This window comes from Paraburkholderia lebeckiae (genome assembly GCF_050436225.1).
Taxonomy (GTDB): domain Bacteria; phylum Pseudomonadota; class Gammaproteobacteria; order Burkholderiales; family Burkholderiaceae; genus Paraburkholderia; species Paraburkholderia tuberum.
Window position 1 is genome coordinate 3,880,370 of sequence record NZ_JBNDLU010000002.1, and the last position, 18,558, is coordinate 3,898,927.

Here is an 18,558-nt window from a genome sequence, read left to right on the forward strand (position 1 = left end):
GACATGACCACGGCGAGAACGCACATCGTCATGACTGAACGAAGCACCCCCGCGCTTGAACCACAATGCGTGGACGAAAAAAAACCCGCCGCTGGCGGGTTTTTCTCGCGGGTGTCAACTGCCCGGCAGGAATCTGCCTAGCGCTTGTTGACCGAGTCCTTGAACGCCTTGCCTGCCGTGAATTTGACGGTCTTGGCAGCCGGGATCTTGATAGTTTCGCCGGTCTTCGGATTACGACCCGTACGCGCTGCGCGCTTGCCCGAACCAAAGCTACCGAAGCCAATCAACTGGACCGCCTCACCCTTCGACACAGACTTCTTGATCACTTCAAGCAACGTGTCCAGCGTTTCACCGGTTTGAGCCTTGCTGGCGCCCGTCTGTCCTGCGACAGCGTCGATCAGTTCCTGTTTGTTCATTAAGGTTCCTTTCTGAGTTTAGGTTGATACGAACAGCGCGACCGCGCCGATTATACGTGCGCGCACCGCGCCGTCGAGCAGCTGCGGCCCTGATCCTGAAGATCTCCCGCGCCGGACAGAACACCGTTCGGCGGCCGTGCTGCCGCTCCCTTCGCGGCGCTTGCTATGATAGCGCAGCGCAAACCCAATCAGGATAAGGGTTTCGAGGAATTGCACGGTTTTCGGGCCGTTCTTGCAAGGAAATCGAAATTTTGCCCTCAGCATCCCCTAAACGAGGGCTGAAACCCAGTCCTGGCGGGGGGTTAGCGTTGGTTTTTGCCAACGCAGCAAAGCGTCTAGACGCGTCCTGTTGGGTCTTTTACGGCGACTCGCGCGCAGCGCGCGCCGGCTCGAACCATCGAACCCGCTCTTTCGAGCGACCTTTTGAGCGTGTTTTCCCGTCGCGCATGACCGATCCGCTGATCCCCGCCGTCCTCGCTTTCCGCGACAATGGCAGCCCCTTTTCACCACACTACGACGACATCTATCACAGCGCCGTCGGCGCGCTCGAGCAGGCTCACTACGTCTTTCTGCGCGGCAACGAATTGCCCGAAAGATGGCAGAGCCGGCGTACGTTCACCGTGCTCGAAACCGGCTTTGGCATCGGCATCAACTATCTCGTCACGTGGGCCGCATGGCGCGCCGATCCGGCTCGCTGCGAGCGGCTGCATTTCGTGTCGACCGAAAAGCATCCGTTTAGCGCCGCCGATCTGCGCCGCCTTCACGCAACGACAATCTCCGATCCGCTGGTCGCCGAGCTCGCGGACACGCTCGCGAACGCTTGGCCGATGCTCGTGCCCGGCACGCACCGGCTCGAATTCGAAGGCGGCCGCGTCGTGCTGACGTTGATCTTCGCCGATGCGCTCGACAGCCTGCCCACATTGCGGCTGCGTGCCGATGCGTTCTATCTGGATGGCTTTGCGCCCGCGAAAAATCCAGAGCTGTGGAGCCCGGCGATCTTCAAGTCGCTCGCGCGCGTCGCGGGCGATGACGCGACCTTCTCCACCTATAGCAGCGCGGGCGACGTCAAACGCGCGTTGACGCAAAGCGGCTTCGAGTATCGCAAGGTCGACGGCTTCGGCTGGAAACGCGCAATGCTGGTCGGTCGCTTCGCGCCGCGCTGGCGTGTGCGCCGTTATGAGCCGCCCGCGCCGTTCGGGCACGACGAACGTCACGCGGTCGTGATCGGTGCGGGACTGGCCGGCTGCGCGGTGATCGAGCGGCTCGCGGCGCGCGGCTGGCGCGTGACTTCGCTTGAGCGGCATGCGTCGGTTGCACAAGATGCGTCTGGCAATCCAGCCGGCGTATTCCACCCAATGATTTCGCGCGACGACAGCGTCGCGTCACGCGTCACGCGGGCGGGCTTTCTGTACGCGCTCAATCGTTGGGCCGCGCTCGAAAGTGTAGGGCATCGGCTCGCGCGCGGCGATCGCGGTCTGCTGCAGATCGCCGCGGACGACGACGAGGCGCGCGCAATCGGCGAGGCCATCGGCGCGTTCCGCTATCCGTCCGACTACGTGACGCCGGTGTGCGCGTCCGATGCCGAGCGACTCGCCGGCGTGCCGCTCGCGCGTGGCGGCTGGTTCTTTCCGCGCGGCGGCTGGATCGATCCGGCTTCGCTGTGCACGGCGCAATTCGCATCGGCAGGCGGCTTGCTCGAACGACGCTTCGGGGTCGACGTCGCGCGGCTCGAACGTTCCGGCGATCAGTGGAGCGTCTTCGATATCGCTGGAAAGGTGGTCGCGCGAGCGCCGGTCGTGATCGTCGCTGGTGCGCATGAAGCTGCGCGCATCGCTGGCTTGCGTCATGCGCCGACACGCAGCATTCGCGGCCAGTTGAGCTTGCTGCCGGCGGGTAGCGTCGCGCCGCTCGCGCTGCCGGTGATCGGCGAGGGCTACGCCGTGCCGCTCGCGAACGATGTCACGCTGACAGGCGCGACCTATGAACTCGACGACCCCGACACGTCGCTGCGCGCGGACGGTCATCGCGAGAATATCGAGCGCGTCGCGCAGATGTTGCCGTCGTTCGCAAGCGCACTCGATGCCGCGCCGCTGACCTCGCTCGCCGGACGCGTTGCGTTTCGCTGCGTGACCTCGGATCGCATGCCGATGATCGGCCACCTCGCCGACGAAGCCGCTGCCGCCCGCGATGCTGCCCGCCTGCGCGGCGCATGGCCGCTCGATCTGCCGCGCGTCGACGGTCTGTACGGCGCATTTGCTTATGGTTCTCGCGGGCTGGTGTGGGCCGCGCTCGGCGCTGAACTGATCGCCTCGCAGATTGAAGGCGAGCCGTGGCCGCTCGAACGCGATCTCGCCGAAGACATCGACCCTGCGCGTTTTTTGCTACGGTCGTTGCGGCAGGGAACGATCGGATAACCGGCTTCGATCATTGCGAAGTTATCTCTGCGCCCGGCACGTTAGCTCCGCCGCCTGTAAGCGAGGTTAACCAGGACTCCGGCTTATCCACCGCGACTTGTGGATAACCGCGCGGTTAACCGGCGCAAGTCGTGTGGAACCGTTGTGGACGTAAACGGGGTAACTCGGACACCGCGAAAAAGTGCGAAAAGTTGCTCGCGTATACCGGCAGGCGCCGCACATGCTGTGCATCCGGTTATGCGGCCGGGAAGTCGATGATTTGTTTCGGTAAACGCAGGTTATCCACAGAAACCGGGGCAGCTTGTTAACTGTTACTACGTATACATACGGTAAACAAGTAAACAGCAAAGACGGGGGCTAACGCCCCGCCTATCGGGCTAGTGAATTTCATTTGAGTTCGCCTAAAACGGATCGCTCAAGGCGCTGCGTTAACGACAAACCCGCGCATCGAAATCACCGACGCAGCGGTAACGCCTGGGAACGGATTCGCCGTTCGCGAGGTAGTCGAAACTGACGCGATACCTCGGAAAAAGGTCGCTTTTTCCGTTCATTGAGAAAATAACGTACTTTTTTACCGTTTTGCCTGCGAGTTAACGTCTTTTCGGTTAACGCGGAAAAAGCTATGGCACAATCCCCGTTCTTTTTCGCGTCGTGCCACGGCAACTGACGGCACGCGCAGCAATGGAACGGTGCCGGTCAAACAGAATCTGATTCAGGGTCGACGGCGTTCCTTCACCGTGCCTGTTGCTACTGTCGCATCCCGTGAACGTGCCCGACTCCGTGCGGTTTTTCGCGGCCGCGGCGCATTCCGATCATCCGATCATTGAAACCTCGCAACGCTGATTTCGCGAAGCGCTTGCGACAACGAGCGCTCCCGGTGCGCTCGCGACGGCGTGCGTGTACGCCAGTTCGTGTTGTCTGCCGTTGCTGCCAAGGAGAACCCATTACGATGAATTCGGCGTTTTCGTTTTTGCCAGCGTGGCCGCTTTCGCCCGACGCCATTTTCTGGGCGGGTCTTGCATTGCTTGCCGCCGGTCTGTGCGGCGAGCTTTGTTTTCGCGCATGGCGTTTACCGCGCATTTCCGGCTATGCGGTGATCGGACTCGTGGCCGGCTCGGCAGGCTTTGGCGTGATCGATGCGGATTCCGCGAGCGCCGCGCGGCCGCTGCTCGACGTCGCGCTCGGCCTGTTGCTGTTCGAACTCGGCAGCCGGCTCGATCTGCGCTGGATCCGTCGTAATCCGTGGCTGATTCTGTCGAGCGTCGCCGAAGCCACGCTGACTTTCGTGCTGGTGCTGCCCGTATTGCTGTTTCTGCACGTGCCGCTGATGGTCGCGACCGTACTCGCCGCGATCGCGATGGCGACATCGCCCGCGATGGTGATCCAGCTCAAAACCGAACTACGCGCGGAAGGCCAGGTCACGCAGCGTCTTCTGACCTTGACCGCGCTGAATAGCATGTACGCGGTCGTGATCGAGAAGCTCGTGTCGAGCTGGCTGCATCAGGAGGTTTACGGCAACGTGTTCGCGACCATCCTGCAGCCGTTGTACCTGCTGGTCGGCTCGCTCGTGCTCGCATATCTGCTCGCGCGCACCTGCACGTTTTTCTATCGGCGCCTGAACATGCAGGACGAGCATTCGTTCGTGGCGCTGTTCGGTCTCGTGCTGCTCGCGATCGCGATCGCGCATCTGTTCAAGCTGTCGACGATTCTCGCGCTGCTCGCCGCGGGCATCATAGTGAAGAATCACGAAGTGCGTCCTCAGTTGTGGCCAGAGCATTTCGGTACCGCGGGCTGGCTGCTGACGGTGATCCTGTTCGTGCTGACCCTGACGTCGTTCGAATGGAAGCACATCGCGTTGGGCGGACTCGCCGCGCTGGGTCTGATCGTTGCTCGCCTCGTCGCGAAGCTGGTCGGCGTGCTGGCGTTCGCGAAGCCGAGCGGTCTGAACTTGAAGCAGGGCATCGCGCTCGGCCTGTCCTTGTCACCGATGTCGGCGCTCGCGTATCTGCTCGTCGACGACACGTACAACCTGTATCCGAACTTCGATCCGCAACTGCGCGCAATCGTCATGTGTTCGATTTTCGTGCTGCAGATTCTCGGGCCGTGGCTCGTCTATCGCAGCCTCGCGCTCGTCTCCGAGCGGCGCGAGGGGTAAGCGTGAAACGCGCCTGGGCTGCCATGCGCGTTTCACGAACCCGTCTTTCAATTCCTTCGCCTCAAACGACCTGACTCAGGGGACGCCATGTCACTCGAACCCTTCATCGACTCGAAACCGTTCACGTTCGGTATCGAGCTCGAAATGCAGATCGTCAATACGCACGACTATGATCTGACCAAAGCCGGCACGGATCTGCTGCGCCTCATCAAGGACGAAAAAATCCCCGGCAATATCACGCCGGAAATCACCGAAAGCATGATCGAGCTGTCGACCGGCATCTGCACGTCGCACGAACAGGCGGTCACCGATCTGCGCAAGATTCGCGACACGCTGGTGTCCGCGGCCGATCATCTGAACGTCGGTCTGTGCGGTGGCGGCACCCATGCTTTCCAGCAATGGAGCGAGCGGCAGATCGTCGATACGCCGCGCTTTCAGTATATTTCCGAGCTATACGGCTATCTCGCGAAGCAGTTCACCGTGTTCGGCCAGCACGTGCACATCGGTTGCCCGAATCCGAACAGCGCGCTGTATCTGCTGCATTCGATGTCGCGCTTCATCCCGCATTTCATTGCGCTGTCCGCGTCGTCGCCTTTCGTACAGGGCGTCGATACCGGATTTCATTCGGCACGACTGAATTCCGTGTTCGCGTTTCCGCTGTCGGGCCGCGCGCCGTTCGTGCTGACGTGGGACAGCTTCGAGGAGTATTTCTCGAAGATGGTCCACACGGGCGTGGTCAACAGCATGAAGGATTTCTACTGGGATATCCGTCCTAAGCCGGGCTTCGGCACGATTGAGGTCCGCGTGATGGATACGCCGTTTTCGGTGGATCGCGCCGCGGCGATCGCCTGCTACATCCAGACGCTCGCGCGTCATTTGTTGCTCGATAAGCCGATCATGCCGCAGGAAGACGACTATCTGGTCTACACGTTCAACCGTTTTGAAGCCTGCCGCTTCGGACTCGGTGGCACCTGCATCAATCCGCAAACCGGTGAACGCAAGACGATTTCCGAAGATATTCTCGAAACGCTCGAACAGATCCGACCGCATGCGGAAGCGCTCGGCTCGGTGAATGCGCTGGCCGAAGTCGGCGCGATCGCGCGCGGTCAGGTCAACGACGCGACGTGGCTGCGCAGTGTGTTTGCGCAGGAAAAGTCCTTGCACGAAGCGGTACGCCAGCAGTGTCTGCAGTGGCGCGCCTAGTCGCGAAGAGCTTCATGAAACCGTTTGCGTGCGCCAGGTAGGCGACGTTCCGACGAAACCCGCCGCGTGCGGGTTTTTTTTCGTAAGAAAATTTTTATGATTTTTCGCGCGCGCAACCCTTCAGATTTCTCGAAAGTTTACGTATACCAGCGTAGTAGTCGTAAGCAGGCATTGCCAAAGCCTGTGGACAACTGAATAATTTCCTGCAAAGTCAATGCGCTGGGGAAATGATAACTGGGCTCTAAAACGGGCTCCGGCCACGCTTGGCAAGCGCAACCGAGGAAACGTTCAACACGCTGCAAATGCTTGTTGCAAAACGGTACACAGGCTGTCCAAACGTTTTCCCCTGCTTATCCACAGCTCGCGTTGGATAAGTTAGCTGTACGATTAGCCGCTGTCGCATAGAATGTCGTTTTTTCGCCGCCTTCGGCTTCCAAGACGGTGTATTTTTGAGATAGTACAAACGGTTTCATCCGCGGTTGGACGAAGCTACCCCACACACGCAACGGGTGTACCCCGGCAGGCAGCCGCCGGCATTGCACCAAAGCGGTAAATAAACGAATCGAAGATTATGAGCGAAGGCGTATACGGAGAACAGGCTAAGGGGCGAGTGACCCACAGCCTCTTGCGATTGAGCACGGCGATGCGAAGCCAGGCTTGGGAATGGGCGGAAGGCGCGGGCCTTACGCCGACCCAGGGCGAAATCCTCGTGCTGTTGATGCAACGTAAGGGGCCGATGCGTCTCGGCGAAATCGCGCGTGAAACGGCACTGACCGCCGCGACCACCAGCGATGCGGTCAGCACGCTGGAGACCAAGGGCCTCGTCGAAAAGCGTCGCGCACTCGACGACGGTCGCGCGCTCGCGGTACGTCTGACCTCGCGTGGTCGCACCGCTGCCAAACGCGCCGCGCAATGGCCGGACTTCCTCTCGAAGGCGGTCGGTACGCTGCGCGACGACGAGCAGTCCGTGTTCTATCGCACGCTGCTCAAGACCATCTATCAGCTCGAAGCGCAAAACACGATTCCGTCGCATCGTATGTGCCTGAGCTGCACGCATTTCCAGCCGAGCAAGAATCCGAAGAAGACGCCGCATCACTGCGCGCTGCTCGACCTGAACATGTTGGACACCGATGTGCGTCTCGACTGTTCCGTGCATGAAACGGCGGACGTCGCCACCCAGAAGAAGACCTGGAAGATCTTCGCCCAATAACCGGCGTCTTCCTGGGCAATCCGCTAACATGGCCTGGCCGGCGACGGCGCGCGGTATGCGCCGCCTGCTTGCCGGCTGGTGCCGTGCAAGGATAAAGTCGTTGGCGGCAGGTCGTTAGTCAACCTGAAGATAGGGCAGGCCGATGAATCGGGAAGTACTCGCCATCCGCCATGTGCACTTCGAGGATCTGGGCAGTCTCGAGCTCGTGCTCGGCGAGCGCGGGCGTCCGGTCCGTTATCTCGATGTGGGCGTCGCCCGTATCGAGGCGCCCAATCCGGTTGCCGCGTCGCTGATGGTCGTGCTGGGCGGCCCGATCAGCGCTACCGACGACGCGCTGTACCCCACGCTCGCACCGCTGCTGTCGTTGATCGAAAAACGCATCGCGGCCGGTCTGCCGACACTCGGTATCTGCCTTGGCGCACAACTGATCGCGCGGGCGCTCGGTGCGCGCGTCTACGCCGCGGCTCAGGCCGAACTCGGCTGGACGCCGCTCAAGCTGACCGATGCCGGCCGCGCCTCGCCGCTGCGTCATCTCGATGGCGCTCATACCTCGATGCTGCATTGGCACGGCGACACCTTCGATCTGCCGGCCAACGCGACCCGTCTGGCATCGACTCAGGCTTGCGAGAATCAGGCCTTCGCATGGGGCGATCACGTACTGGGCTTGCAGTGTCATCCCGAGATCCGCACCGATCGGTTCGAACCCTGGCTGATAGGGAATGCGAACGAACTCTCGGGCCACGGCATCGACGTGCGTCAGTTGCGCGCCGACACCGGCCGATACGGTCCCGTGCTCGAGGTCGCCGCGTGCCGCATGTTCGGCGAATGGCTCGATCACGTCGAGACAAAACCCTGAATGGCTAGCCGAATGGCGACGTAAGCGGCCAGCCAGGTGCCACGTTCATGCAGTAAACCGCATGCGGTGCTATGCTCGATCGCTCTCGGGCTTTCACTGGGCGTAATCCATGAGCGCGCTTTTCTCTCCGCTCACGCTGCGTAGCGTGACGCTTCCCAATCGTATCGTCGTCTCCCCAATGTGTCAGTACTCCGCCGAACGCGGCGAAGCGACCGCTTGGCACATGATTCACCTCGGCGGTCTCGCGCTGTCCGGCGCGGGCATGCTGTGCATCGAAGCAACCGCCGTCGAGCCGGACGGGCGCATCACCCCCGGCGATCTCGGCTTGTGGGACGACGCGACCGAAGAGGCGCTCGTGCCGGTGCTGGCGGCGATCCGCAGGCATTCGCACATCATCGTGACGATGCAACTGGCGCACGCGGGCCGCAAGGCATCAAGCCACGTGCCGTGGGAAGGCGGCCAGCTGATTACGGTGTCGCAAGGCGGGTGGCTGCCGCATGCGCCGTCGGCGTTGCCGCACAAGCCGGGCGAGGAGCCGCCGCTCGCGCTCGATGTCGCCGGCCTGAACCGGATTCGCGAGGCGTTCGCCGCGGCCGCGCGGCGCGCCGCGCGTCTTGGCATCGATGCGCTCGAAGTGCATGCCGCGCATGGCTATCTGCTGCATCAGTTCCTGTCGCCGATCGCCAATCAGCGCACCGACGACTACGGCGGCTCGCTCGAAAACCGCATGCGGTTTCCGATCGAAATCTTCGACATCGTGCGTGCCGCATTTCCTGCTGACAAACCGGTTGGCGTGCGCGTGTCGGCGACGGACTGGGTCGAAGGCGGCTGGACGCTCGAAGACACGATCGCGTTTGCACACGAGCTGGAAAAGCGCGGCTGCGACTGGATCGACGTGTCGTCGGGCGGTGTCTCGCCGCTGCAGCGAATTCCGCTCGAGCCGGGCTATCAGATTCCGTTCGCGAAGGCGGTCAAGCACGCAACCGGTCTGACGACGATCGGCGTCGGACTCATCACCGATCCGCTGCACGCCGAGCAGCTGATCGAAGCGGGCGATGCCGATCTGATCGCGCTGGCTCGCGCGCTGCTCTATAACCCGCGCTGGCCGTGGCATGCCGCCGCTAACCTCGGTGCGACCGTCGAAGCGCCGCCGCAGTACTGGCGTTCGCAACCGCGCGAGCAGAAAGCGCTGTTCGGCGACATTACGTTCGGTCAACGGTGACGCCCGCCGCGCGTTGAACGAACGCATCGGCTGACGGTTGAAGGAAGCCGTGGACAGCGTGTAGGATGCCGGTTGTGGCGCGGTGCGCGTCGCAAGTCGACGCGGCGCTCGCAGGGCGCCGCGTTTGCTATTCGCGTCAGAAAAATCTGCGCGCACGACGCGCCTGACGATTGCCAGATTTGATTCCCCAGTTCTTCACAAGGATTCATTCAATGAATTCACGCAGGATCGCCGTGCGCCGTTCGGGTGTGCACGGCAAAGGCGTGTTTGCTCTCGAACCGATCGCGGCCGGCGAGCGACTGATCGAATACAAGGGCGAGCGGATTACCTGGAAAGAGGCGTTGCGCCGCCATCCGCATAATCCGGCTGAACCGAATCACACGTTTTATTTCGCGCTGGATAACGGCAAGGTCATCGACGGCAAGGTGAACGGCAATAGCGCGCGCTGGATCAATCATTCATGCGCGCCGAACTGCGAAGCCGAGGAAATCGACGGACACGTGTACGTGCATGCGCTGCGCGATATCGCGGAGGGCGAGGAAGTCTTTTACGACTACGGCCTCGTGATCGACGCGCGTCAGACGAAGAAGCTGAAAAAGGAATACGAATGTCGCTGCGGCGCGCGCAAGTGCCGCGGCACGATGCTGGCGCCGCCGCAGAAGGGCAAGGGCGGCGGCAAGTCGGGCAAAGGCGCCGACAAGGGCGAGAAGTCGAGCAAATCGGCGAAGAAATCGAAGAAGAAATGAGCCGCGGGTCGGTGCACGGCGGTAGCTGTCTGCGCTGATCGAAGCGCTGAGGCGAACGCCGCCGCGGCAGCCGGGCAAACCTTCTACAAATCGACCGGCGCCGAGTGCGCCGGTTTTTTCGTGGCGCGCCGTGCATTGGCATCGTTGGCGGTGGCAGCGCCTGCCGACGCACCGGGCGGCAGCAACGGAATCCTGACGATAAAGCGTGCACCGCCCTCCGGTGCGTCCTCGTAATGCACGCTGCCATGATGCAGCACCATGATGTCGTGGACGATCGCGAGGCCCAAACCCGCGCCGCTGTCGACGCCCGCCTCGGTCTGCCCGTCGCCGCGGAAGAATCGCTTGAACAGATCCGCCTGCTGCGAACGCGGCACGCCCGGGCCGTTGTCTTCGACGACGATCTCGGCCATGCGCAGATCGTCGATCAGGGTCTGCGAAACTGTGACCGTGATACGCCCGCCGTCGGCCCGCGAAGGCGGCACGTACTTCAGCGCGTTATCGAGCAGATTCGCGATCACTTCATGGAGCAGCACAGGGTTGCCGCGCGCCATCAGCGGGTCATCGTTAGACGGATCGTCGAGGCGCTGGAAGCCGAGGTCCACGTGTACCGGTAGCGCGCGCGGCACCCATTCGGCGCCGGTGTCGAACGCGAGCGCGGCCATGTCGACATTGACGAAGCGGGCCGCCTGTTCGCCCGGCTCGGCACGCGCGAGCGACAGCAATTGATTCGACAGCCGCACGGCGCGGTCGGCCGCGGCGCGCAGTTCGCGCACGGCAGCGAGCGTCTGCTGCGGATCGCGCGCGACGACCGCCTGCTCCGCATGCAGCTTCACGGCGGTGAGCGGCGTGCGCAACTGATGCGCGGCATCGGCGATGAATTTACGTTGCGCATCGAGGGCGGCTTTCAGACGATCGAGCAACGCGTTCAGCGCGCCCGTCAGCGGACGGATCTCGACCGGTACATAGGTTTCGTCGACCGGCTCGAGCGACGTGTGCGTTTGCCGGTTCAGCGAATCGGCGAGCGCGGTCAGCGGATTGAGCTGCTGATTGACGACGCGCCACACGATCACCCAGCCGGCTAGCAGCAGCAGCAATAACGGCATCATGATCGCGATGAGGAACTCGGCGGCGATGCGGAAGCGGTGATGCACGGGCTGGCCGACTTCGACGACGATCGGATTACCGCTCGGCTGATCGACGCGCACCTGAGCGACCCGCACGGCCACGCCTTCGTGCTGCGTCTCGAACACGTACGCGTAATGCATGCGGCGCACGTTGGTGCCTTGCAGCGGCAGATTGTGGTCGCCGGCGATTTCGGTGTCGCCGGTGCTGATCCGGTAGACCAGATGTTCGACCGGGTCGGAGAACATCGCCTGCGCGAGCGGTGGCACCGTGATCGGCGCTTCCGCTCCGGCAATCTGGATCTGTTTGGAGATCGCCGTCGCGAGGTCCGCGAGCGAACGGTCGACCACGTGCTGCGTGTACTGCCATGCGAGCCAGTAAGCGATCAGACCGCTCATCAGCGCGAGCAGAGAGAGGGGAGCAGCGAGGCGCCGCAGCAGCGTGCGGCGCAGACTATTGGCGGCCGGCTGGTGCATGATCGAACGCGCGGGAAGGTTGTGACTGCGGTGGCAACTGCGGTAGTAATGGCGCGAACCGCCTTGAGACGGTCCGGAGCCCCGCACAACGCGCTGCGGGCACAGCCGGTCTGCGGCGCCGCTCCGGCGCCGTCAGGCCGCGACGCAATGCGCGGCTTTCACGACGATCATGCGGCCTGGCGAATTTCCTGCAACAGGTAGCCAAAGCCACGCACGGTGACGATTTCGACACGGCAGTTCTCGAGCTTCTTGCGCACGCGGTGCACGTAGACTTCGATCGCGGTATCACCGAGGTCGCCGCCGAAGTGCGTCAGATGATCCTGTAGTTGCGCCTTGCTGACGACGCGGCCGTGACGCAGCAGCAGCATTTCGAGCACCGCGAATTCGCGCGGCGACAGTTCGAGCGGTTTGTCGTCGTTGAAGATGCGGCGGTCGACGCCCGACAGCCGCACGCCGCCCAGCGACACTTCCGGACGCGGCATGTCACCGTGCGGACCGCTGCGGCGCATCACCGCGCGAATACGCGCTTCGAGCTCGGCCGGCTCGAACGGCTTCAGCATGTAGTCGTCCGCGCCTGAGTTCAGGCCTTGCACGCGGTCGTTCAGTTCGTCGCGCGCGGTCAGGATGATCACCGGCGTGTGACGGTTGCTCTGGCGGAAACGCGACAGCAGCGTCATGCCGTCGATGCCCGGCAGACCCAGATCGAGGATCACGAGTTCGTGGCGATTTTGCGTGAGGGCCTGCTCGGCAAAGATGCCGTCATGGACCATGTCGACGGTGAAGCCGGCTTGTTCGAGACTGCTTTGGATGCCGCGTGCGATGGGGCGGTCATCTTCGATCAGAAGGAGTCGCATGGATTTCGCTCAAGTACAATGGGTTTAGGCGTTTGGGCAAGCGGTTCGCCGGGGCGCCTGCTACACAGCCAGCGTGCGAAGCGGCGGCAGACGTGCCACGAAGCAGCTGTCGAGCCGAATCGAAGCACCGTGCCAGCCATCACGAAGTCATGTCCGAGATCAGCATTCACGAACTGGAAGCCGCGATCAACTTCTGGCGCACCCGCTCACCTTCAAGCGGCGACGAACACGTTCTGTGCAAGGAGGCAAGCGCGCTCTCCAAGCCGTATGCGCTGCTGATTGTACAGCGTCAGCAGTCGCTATCACTCGATCGTTTCGACCCGATTGCAAGGCAGGCTTGGGAAGCTTACGTTCAACTTAAGGATAGCCTGTAGAACTGAAGGTTTGCCTAGGGAATTGCCTGCATTGTCCTTTCAAGGCCGCCTGATTACGCGGAGAGTTATGCATAAACACGCATAAAAGCCCGTAATTATTTGTATTACGTAGTAATACCATCGATGAATGCGGCAAGCGCGATGTCGCGTTCGGTCACGCCGTTCGCTTCATGGGTTGACAGCGTGATGTCGACCTTGTTGTACACGTTGATCCACTCGGGATGGTGGTCCATCTCCTGCGCCTTGATCGCGACGCGCGTCATGAAGCCGAAGGCCTCGTTGAAGTCGGCGAACTCGAACGCGCGGCGAATCGCATCACGCTCAGCCACGCTTTGCCAGCGATTCAGTTTCGCCAGTTGCTGGGTTCGCTCGTCGGACGTCAGTTTCTGAATCATGGTGTTACCTCGCTCGTCGAACTCGCTCGCCGGCAGGCGGACGAATCCGTCATTTTTTCATGGTTGCGCAACGCTCGCCGCACGCAGGTCCGGATCGGTTTGCGATGGCTTTTCGTTCAAACGTCGCCGCCGGTGTTCCAACCCTCGCGGGTTCCACGCGTAATCACGCAGTCGCCGTCGAACACGTCGCCCGCCGCGTAGGCAGGTGCGCTGGCGAGCTTCGTCAGCAGCGGCATGAAGTCGGTTTGCGCGACGTGGAAAAGTTGCGCAAAGTCATCGACGACGAAATAGGTTTGTTGGAACGTATCGATGCGATAACGGGTGCGCATCACGCGTTCCAGCGCGAAGCCGAGTCGGTTCGGCGCTGCGCTGCGCTGGCTAAGCAGCGTCTCTGCCTTGCTCGAGACGATGCCCGCGCCGTAGATCTTCACGCCGTTCGGACTCGCGTCATCGCGGATCAGCCCGAACTCCACTGTGTACCAATAGAGCCGCGCGAGCAGCGGCAGCGCGCCCGCGTCATTGGCAGCGAGCGCGGCGCGGCCGTACGCGTGCATGTAGTCCGCGAACACCGGGTCGATCAACAACGGCACATGGCCGAACAGATCATGAAAACAGTCGGGCTCTTGCAGGTAGTCGAGTTGGTCGGGGCGGCGCATCCACCACGTGACCGGCAAGCGGCGATTCGCCACATGCTCGAAAAATACCTGATCCGGTACGAGGCCAGGCACCGCGACGATGCGCCAGCCGGTTGCGGGCGTGAGCTTCGCGTTGACGTCTTCGAAGGACGGCACGCGCTCGGACGCCAGGCCGATGCGCTCGACGCCCGCGAGGAATTCATTGCAGGCACGGCCTTCGAGCAAGGCTGTTTGGCGCGCGTACAGTTGTTGCCAGACCGCATGGTCAACCGTGCCGTAACGCTCAAGCGGCTGATCGATCGTGAAGTCGGCGCGGGGTCTCGAGACCGGCGTCGAACTGTTCCTTGAGTTCGGCAGTGCTGGCGGTGGACATGGCGAGGCTGCTGTAAAAAGACGAATTGCATGAAATCGGTGTATGCGAGTGTAGAGCGGAGCACATGCGGAAGGGGCGCAGGCTTCGCGTGTAAGCAGTTCGATATGTGATAATCGTGCGTTAAATGACCGATTAATGCGGGACATCACCATGCTTGAACTCGACCACTTCGATCTCGCGCTGCTCGACGTGCTGCAGCGCTTCGGCCGCGCCACGCATCAGCAGTTGGCGGAGCAGGTGCCGCTGTCGCCGTCGCAGATCGGGCGACGCCTGCAACGGCTGGAACAGGTCGGTGTGGTGGATGGCTATCGCGTCGTGTTGCGGCCCGAAAAGCTTGGGCTCGGCGTCACCGCTTTCACGAGCCTGAAGCTGAAGCATCACGGCGATTCGATCATCGAGCAGTTTCAGCAGCAGATCGACGTGCTACCCGAAGTGCTCGAATGTCACGCGGTCGTCGGTGATGCCGACTATCTGCTGCGCATCGTCGCGCCGGATCTGAATTACCTGTCGACCTTCGTGATGAAGAAGCTGATGCGCGTGCCGGGTGTCGATAGCGTGCGCTCGAATATCGTGCTGACTACGTTCAAGCGCAATGGGCCGTTGCCGCTCGGGCATCTGGCGCCGGGGGCGGCGGCGGTTTGAGGATTTGAGGCCGTTGCCGGCCGTGCCGACTGACTGGAAGAGGGAGCCGCGCATGCCGTGCCGCGGCCCCTGCGGTGACGGGATCTTTATGCCGCCCGCTTCGCCTCATCGTCGGCATTCAGCAGATCCACATACGCGACCGGCACCAGATCCGCTTCCGATACGCCGAGGCTCTTGAACATCGCTTGTGCTTCCGCGTGGCCGCCTTCTTCATCGTCGTCCTGCGCGAGCACCACTTCGAGTTCGACGAAATCGCCGAGACCGTCGACGCGATCCAGATGAATCCGCGTGCGCCCGCTCAGATATACGTGCCGCTCTTTCGAGACGATGCCGCGCGTGGTCAGCGCGGTCGCGAGCAGCGCATGCATCGCTTCGGGATTCGTCACCGGACTGCGCGTGTAGTACGACGCCTTCGGGCCGTCGCGGTCGTCACGCTGATAGAAGATCAGCTCGGCCGGCGTGCCGTCGTCGAACTGGCGCAGCTTCAGGCGGCCGCGCGGCACGTCGTAGAAAAAGTCCTGCTGGCGGAAGATCAGCGGCGCGTCCGTCGCAAGCTGTGCGGCGCGCTCGCGCAGTTGGTCGAAATGCTGGGCGCGGGCTTTGATTTCGATGTTGCGTGCCATGTCAGGCTCCTGTGGATGGGGGAAGTGACCGGCGGCTCCGGAGTTGCTGGCGTTGCCGGGCGGACGCCGCCGGGAAGGACGAAGCCAGGCGGAACGAAAAGCTGCCAAGGCGCTGCGCGAGCGCAAACCGACAATCTAGCAAAATCTTCGTGACGGAGCGGTTTCAGCTCGGCGGGCGAGTGGGAGAGGGCGGGCATTAGCGAGACTCATATCGCAACGCGTCAGACCGTCCCCGCTCAAATCGTCCACTGCTGTTCGATCAGCTTCAACGCCGCCGCGATCGCTGGCTCGTCCTTGCGCTCGTCGAGCGTGATGAAGCTCAGCTGCGTCGGCACCGTTATGCCATCGACGATCGTCAGCGCGTGCGCATGCGCCTCGGCGATCGCGGTCGCGTCGCGCGCAAGCGTGAGACCGACGCCCGATTTGACCAGATCGAGCATCGACGGCTCCTGGTCCACCTCGGCCACCTTGACCGGCTTCACACCCGCTTCGCCGAAACAGCGCGACAGCAGCCGGTTATGCGCGGACGCCGGCGGCGTCCAGATCCACGGCAGCGCCGCGAGCGAGCGCCAGTCTCGCGCACCCTTCACGCGATCTTTCCAGCCCGCCGGCGCGAGCACGCGATACTGGAAATGCGTGAGCGTGACCGCGTGAAACGTGGCGCCGTCGCGCGTGTCGTCGTCGGCGGGCAGGCCAATGTAATAGCCGACGTCGAGCTCGCCCGCGCAAATCTGTTCGCGCACCCAGCCCGACATGCCGTGGCGCAGCGCGGTTTCGATCTGGGGCCAGGTCTCGACGAGCTGCTTCAGGAAACCGCCAAGGCGCAAAAACTCCGGGTCGAGAATGGTGCCGATGCGCAGACGCCCGCGTACTTCCTGGCGCAGCGTCTGCGCCGCCCGCTGGACGTCGGCTGCCGCGCCGAGCGCGCGTTCGGCATGCGGCAGTAGCGCCTGGCCGTCGCGTGTCAGCGCGAGTCCGTGCGAAGTCCGCGTGAACAGCGTCACGCCGAGGGTCTCCTGCAAGTGCTTGATTTGCAGGCTGACGGCAGGTTGGGTCAGATGCAGTTGCACCGCGGCACGCGTAAGATTGCCCTCGCGTGCGACGGTGACGAAGGCCCTAAGGAGAGTCAGTTCCATATGCTGATATTAGCGTGGCTTATAGCGCAGTTGAGCATTACTCATTGGATTTGTCGCTCGTAAGGGCCGTACGCTTGGTGTTCAGCACGCTTGTGCGCGCGGCATCGAGCGCGAAGCGGAAGATTTCACAGGAAAGAGGAACGAGATGAGCGAGACATATTCCGACGCAACCGCGCAGGACGAAGCCGCACGCAGCGCGGCGAGTGCACGCGCGCTGAGCCATTTCATCAACGGCAAGACCGTCGAAGGCACGAGCGGACGCTTCGGCGACGTCTTCAATCCGGCGCTCGGCAGCGTCAGCGCACGCGTGCCGCTCGCGAGCGTCGCCGAGGTGGACGCCGCGGTCGCTGCCGCCAAAGCCGCGTTTCCCGCCTGGAGCGAAACCGCGCCGATCAAACGCGCGCGGGTGCTGTTCAAGTTCAAGGAACTGCTCGACCGTCATCACGATGAGCTCGCGGAGCTGATCACGCGCGAGCACGGCAAGGTGTTTTCCGACGCCAAGGGCGAGGTGATGCGCGGCATCGAGATCGTCGAATTCGCGTGCGGCATCCCCAATCTGCTGAAGACCGATTTCACCGATCAGATTGGCGGCGGAATCGACAACTGGAATCTGCGGCAGCCGCTCGGCGTGGTCGCGGGCATCACGCCGTTCAATTTTCCGATGATGGTGCCGTGCTGGATGTTCCCCGTCGCGCTCGCATGCGGCAACACCTTCGTGCTGAAACCGTCCGAACGCGATCCGTCCGCGTCGAACCGGCTCGCCGAACTGCTGAAGGAAGCGGGCCTGCCGGACGGCGTGTTCAACGTCGTGCACGGCGACAAGGTCGCGGTCGACGCGCTGCTCGGGCATCCGGAAGTCAGCGCGCTGTCGTTCGTCGGCTCGACGCCGATCGCCGAATACATCTACACCGAAGGCACGAAGCACGGCAAGCGCGTGCAGGCGTTGGGCGGTGCCAAGAATCACCTCGTCGTAATGCCCGACGCCGATCTCGACCAGGCCGTCGACGCCCTGATCGGCGCCGCCTACGGCTCGGCCGGCGAGCGCTGCATGGCGATTTCGGTGGCGGTCGCGGTGGGGCATATCGCCGACGAGCTGATCGAGCGTCTGGCGCCGCGCGTGAATAGCCTGAAGATCCTCAACGGCATGGAAGCGGCCGCCGAGATGGGGCCGCTCGTCACCGGCGCGCATCGCGACAAGGTGCTCGGCTATATCGACGCTGGCGTCGCCGCGGGCGCGAAGCTCGTCGTCGACGGGCGCGGTCATCAGGTCGCGGGGCACGAGAAGGGTTTCTTCCTCGGCGGCACGCTGTTCGACGACGTGTCGCCCGACATGAAGATCTACCGCGAGGAGATTTTTGGACCGGTGCTATGCGTCGTGCGCGTGCCCGACTTCGCCTCCGCAGTCGAATTGATCAACGCGAATCAGTTTGCGAACGGCGTGTCGCTGTTCACGTCCGACGGCGGCATTGCACGCGCGTTTTCCCGGCAGATCGAGATCGGCATGGTCGGCATCAACGTGCCGATTCCGGTGCCGATGGCCTGGCATTCGTTCGGCGGCTGGAAGAAGTCTCTGTTCGGCGATCATCATGCGTACGGCGAGGAAGGCGTGCGGTTTTACACGCGCTACAAGAGCATCATGCAGCGCTGGCCTGACAGCATCGCGAAGGGCGCCGAATTCACGATGCCGGTCGCCAAATAAGCTGGCG

The 18,558-nt window shown here is 62.7% G+C and carries 16 protein-coding genes and 1 pseudogene; 10 read left to right on the plus strand and 7 right to left on the minus strand.

The features are described from left to right. Positions 1 to 137 precede the first annotated feature (137 nt). Positions 138 to 416 (minus strand): HU family DNA-binding protein, encoded by a 279-nt coding sequence (locus OKW45_RS32465; protein ID WP_018418891.1) that lies wholly within the window; start codon positions 414 to 416, stop codon positions 138 to 140. 446 nt (positions 417 to 862) lie between these two features. On the opposite strand from OKW45_RS32465, the gene mnmC reads away from it, so the two are divergent. The 7 genes from mnmC to OKW45_RS32500 all read left to right on the plus strand — a co-directional run bounded on the left by mnmC (position 863) and on the right by OKW45_RS32500 (position 10,222). After that, positions 863 to 2,830, plus strand: a complete 1,968-nt coding sequence (gene mnmC, locus OKW45_RS32470) for a bifunctional tRNA (5-methylaminomethyl-2-thiouridine)(34)-methyltransferase MnmC2/FAD-dependent 5-carboxymethylaminomethyl-2-thiouridine(34) oxidoreductase MnmC1 (protein ID WP_429473001.1) — start codon at positions 863 to 865, stop codon at positions 2,828 to 2,830. Between the two features lie 949 nt (positions 2,831 to 3,779). Beyond that, complete coding sequence (locus OKW45_RS32475) at positions 3,780 to 4,985, plus strand: cation:proton antiporter (protein ID WP_429473002.1); 1,206 nt, start codon at positions 3,780 to 3,782, stop codon at positions 4,983 to 4,985. An 87-nt stretch (positions 4,986 to 5,072) separates the two neighbouring features. Continuing rightward, a complete protein-coding gene (locus tag OKW45_RS32480; protein ID WP_018418887.1) occupies positions 5,073 to 6,188 on the plus strand; it encodes a YbdK family carboxylate-amine ligase in 1,116 nt (371 codons plus the stop codon). A gap of 571 nt (positions 6,189 to 6,759) precedes the next feature. Continuing rightward, complete coding sequence (locus tag OKW45_RS32485) at positions 6,760 to 7,398, plus strand: MarR family winged helix-turn-helix transcriptional regulator (RefSeq protein WP_026225525.1); 639 nt, start codon at positions 6,760 to 6,762, stop codon at positions 7,396 to 7,398. A gap of 142 nt (positions 7,399 to 7,540) precedes the next feature. After that, on the plus strand, positions 7,541 to 8,254 hold the full coding sequence (locus OKW45_RS32490) for a glutamine amidotransferase (protein ID WP_429473003.1): 714 nt from the start codon (positions 7,541 to 7,543) through the stop codon (positions 8,252 to 8,254). Between the two features lie 109 nt (positions 8,255 to 8,363). Further along, entirely contained in the window at positions 8,364 to 9,476 is a 1,113-nt protein-coding gene (locus OKW45_RS32495) for an NADH:flavin oxidoreductase/NADH oxidase (protein ID WP_018418884.1), read from the plus strand. A gap of 212 nt (positions 9,477 to 9,688) precedes the next feature. Further along, positions 9,689 to 10,222 (plus strand): SET domain-containing protein, encoded by a 534-nt coding sequence (locus OKW45_RS32500; protein WP_018418882.1) that lies wholly within the window; start codon positions 9,689 to 9,691, stop codon positions 10,220 to 10,222. An 83-nt stretch (positions 10,223 to 10,305) separates the two neighbouring features. Here the strand turns inward: OKW45_RS32500 and OKW45_RS32505 are convergent, their stop codons facing one another. Both OKW45_RS32505 and OKW45_RS32510 read right to left on the minus strand, forming a co-directional pair. After that, positions 10,306 to 11,820: a sensor histidine kinase gene (locus OKW45_RS32505; RefSeq protein ID WP_018418881.1), complete on the minus strand. Its 1,515-nt coding sequence runs from the start codon at positions 11,818 to 11,820 to the stop codon at positions 10,306 to 10,308. A 167-nt stretch (positions 11,821 to 11,987) separates the two neighbouring features. Continuing rightward, entirely contained in the window at positions 11,988 to 12,674 is a 687-nt protein-coding gene (locus OKW45_RS32510) for a response regulator (protein WP_013090980.1), read from the minus strand. A gap of 149 nt (positions 12,675 to 12,823) precedes the next feature. Here OKW45_RS32510 and OKW45_RS32515 point away from each other — a divergent pair, with 149 nt between their 5' ends. Continuing rightward, the gene (locus tag OKW45_RS32515; RefSeq protein ID WP_018418880.1) at positions 12,824 to 13,048 is read left to right on the plus strand and encodes a DUF3717 domain-containing protein; all 225 of its coding nucleotides are present in this window, start codon (positions 12,824 to 12,826) and stop codon (positions 13,046 to 13,048) included. Between the two features lie 104 nt (positions 13,049 to 13,152). Here the strand turns inward: OKW45_RS32515 and OKW45_RS32520 are convergent, their stop codons facing one another. Both OKW45_RS32520 and phhA read right to left on the minus strand, forming a co-directional pair. Beyond that, positions 13,153 to 13,443, minus strand: coding sequence for a 4a-hydroxytetrahydrobiopterin dehydratase (locus OKW45_RS32520; protein ID WP_429473004.1), 291 nt, complete (start codon positions 13,441 to 13,443; stop codon positions 13,153 to 13,155). A gap of 116 nt (positions 13,444 to 13,559) precedes the next feature. Then, positions 13,560 to 14,451 (minus strand): annotated as a pseudogene (gene phhA / locus OKW45_RS32525) (phenylalanine 4-monooxygenase). 150 nt (positions 14,452 to 14,601) lie between these two features. Here phhA and OKW45_RS32530 point away from each other — a divergent pair. Continuing rightward, positions 14,602 to 15,093, plus strand: coding sequence for an Lrp/AsnC family transcriptional regulator (locus tag OKW45_RS32530; protein WP_026225524.1), 492 nt, complete (start codon positions 14,602 to 14,604; stop codon positions 15,091 to 15,093). Positions 15,094 to 15,179: 86 nt separating this feature from the next. Here OKW45_RS32530 and OKW45_RS32535 read toward each other — a convergent pair whose 3' ends face one another. Beyond that, complete coding sequence (locus OKW45_RS32535) at positions 15,180 to 15,716, minus strand: class IV adenylate cyclase (RefSeq protein ID WP_429473005.1); 537 nt, start codon at positions 15,714 to 15,716, stop codon at positions 15,180 to 15,182. 236 nt (positions 15,717 to 15,952) lie between these two features. Continuing rightward, a complete protein-coding gene (locus OKW45_RS32540; RefSeq protein ID WP_429473006.1) occupies positions 15,953 to 16,852 on the minus strand; it encodes a LysR family transcriptional regulator in 900 nt (299 codons plus the stop codon). A 145-nt stretch (positions 16,853 to 16,997) separates the two neighbouring features. Between OKW45_RS32540 and OKW45_RS32545 the strand changes: the two genes are divergently transcribed. Next, positions 16,998 to 18,551, plus strand: coding sequence for a CoA-acylating methylmalonate-semialdehyde dehydrogenase (locus tag OKW45_RS32545; RefSeq protein ID WP_018418874.1), 1,554 nt, complete (start codon positions 16,998 to 17,000; stop codon positions 18,549 to 18,551). The last annotated feature ends 7 nt before the right edge of the window (positions 18,552 to 18,558 follow it).

Excerpts from the sequence above, each read along its gene's own strand:
- OKW45_RS32505 (WP_018418881.1), bottom strand. The coding sequence starts at position 11,820 with ATGCACCAGCCGGCCGCCAATAGTCTGCGCCGCACGCTGCTGCGGCGC.
- mnmC (WP_429473001.1), top strand. The coding sequence starts at position 863 with ATGACCGATCCGCTGATCCCCGCCGTCCTCGCTTTCCGCGACAATGGC.
- OKW45_RS32540 (WP_429473006.1), bottom strand. The coding sequence starts at position 16,852 with ATGGAACTGACTCTCCTTAGGGCCTTCGTCACCGTCGCACGCGAGGGC.
- OKW45_RS32495 (WP_018418884.1), top strand. The coding sequence starts at position 8,364 with ATGAGCGCGCTTTTCTCTCCGCTCACGCTGCGTAGCGTGACGCTTCCC.
- OKW45_RS32530 (WP_026225524.1), top strand. The coding sequence starts at position 14,602 with ATGCTTGAACTCGACCACTTCGATCTCGCGCTGCTCGACGTGCTGCAG.
- OKW45_RS32535 (WP_429473005.1), bottom strand. The coding sequence starts at position 15,716 with ATGGCACGCAACATCGAAATCAAAGCCCGCGCCCAGCATTTCGACCAA.
- OKW45_RS32500 (WP_018418882.1), top strand. The coding sequence starts at position 9,689 with ATGAATTCACGCAGGATCGCCGTGCGCCGTTCGGGTGTGCACGGCAAA.
- OKW45_RS32465 (WP_018418891.1), bottom strand. The coding sequence starts at position 416 with ATGAACAAACAGGAACTGATCGACGCTGTCGCAGGACAGACGGGCGCC.
- OKW45_RS32515 (WP_018418880.1), top strand. The coding sequence starts at position 12,824 with ATGTCCGAGATCAGCATTCACGAACTGGAAGCCGCGATCAACTTCTGG.
- OKW45_RS32485 (WP_026225525.1), top strand. The coding sequence starts at position 6,760 with ATGAGCGAAGGCGTATACGGAGAACAGGCTAAGGGGCGAGTGACCCAC.
- OKW45_RS32545 (WP_018418874.1), top strand. The coding sequence starts at position 16,998 with ATGAGCGAGACATATTCCGACGCAACCGCGCAGGACGAAGCCGCACGC.
- OKW45_RS32490 (WP_429473003.1), top strand. The coding sequence starts at position 7,541 with ATGAATCGGGAAGTACTCGCCATCCGCCATGTGCACTTCGAGGATCTG.
- OKW45_RS32475 (WP_429473002.1), top strand. The coding sequence starts at position 3,780 with ATGAATTCGGCGTTTTCGTTTTTGCCAGCGTGGCCGCTTTCGCCCGAC.
- OKW45_RS32510 (WP_013090980.1), bottom strand. The coding sequence starts at position 12,674 with ATGCGACTCCTTCTGATCGAAGATGACCGCCCCATCGCACGCGGCATC.
- OKW45_RS32520 (WP_429473004.1), bottom strand. The coding sequence starts at position 13,443 with ATGATTCAGAAACTGACGTCCGACGAGCGAACCCAGCAACTGGCGAAA.
- OKW45_RS32480 (WP_018418887.1), top strand. The coding sequence starts at position 5,073 with ATGTCACTCGAACCCTTCATCGACTCGAAACCGTTCACGTTCGGTATC.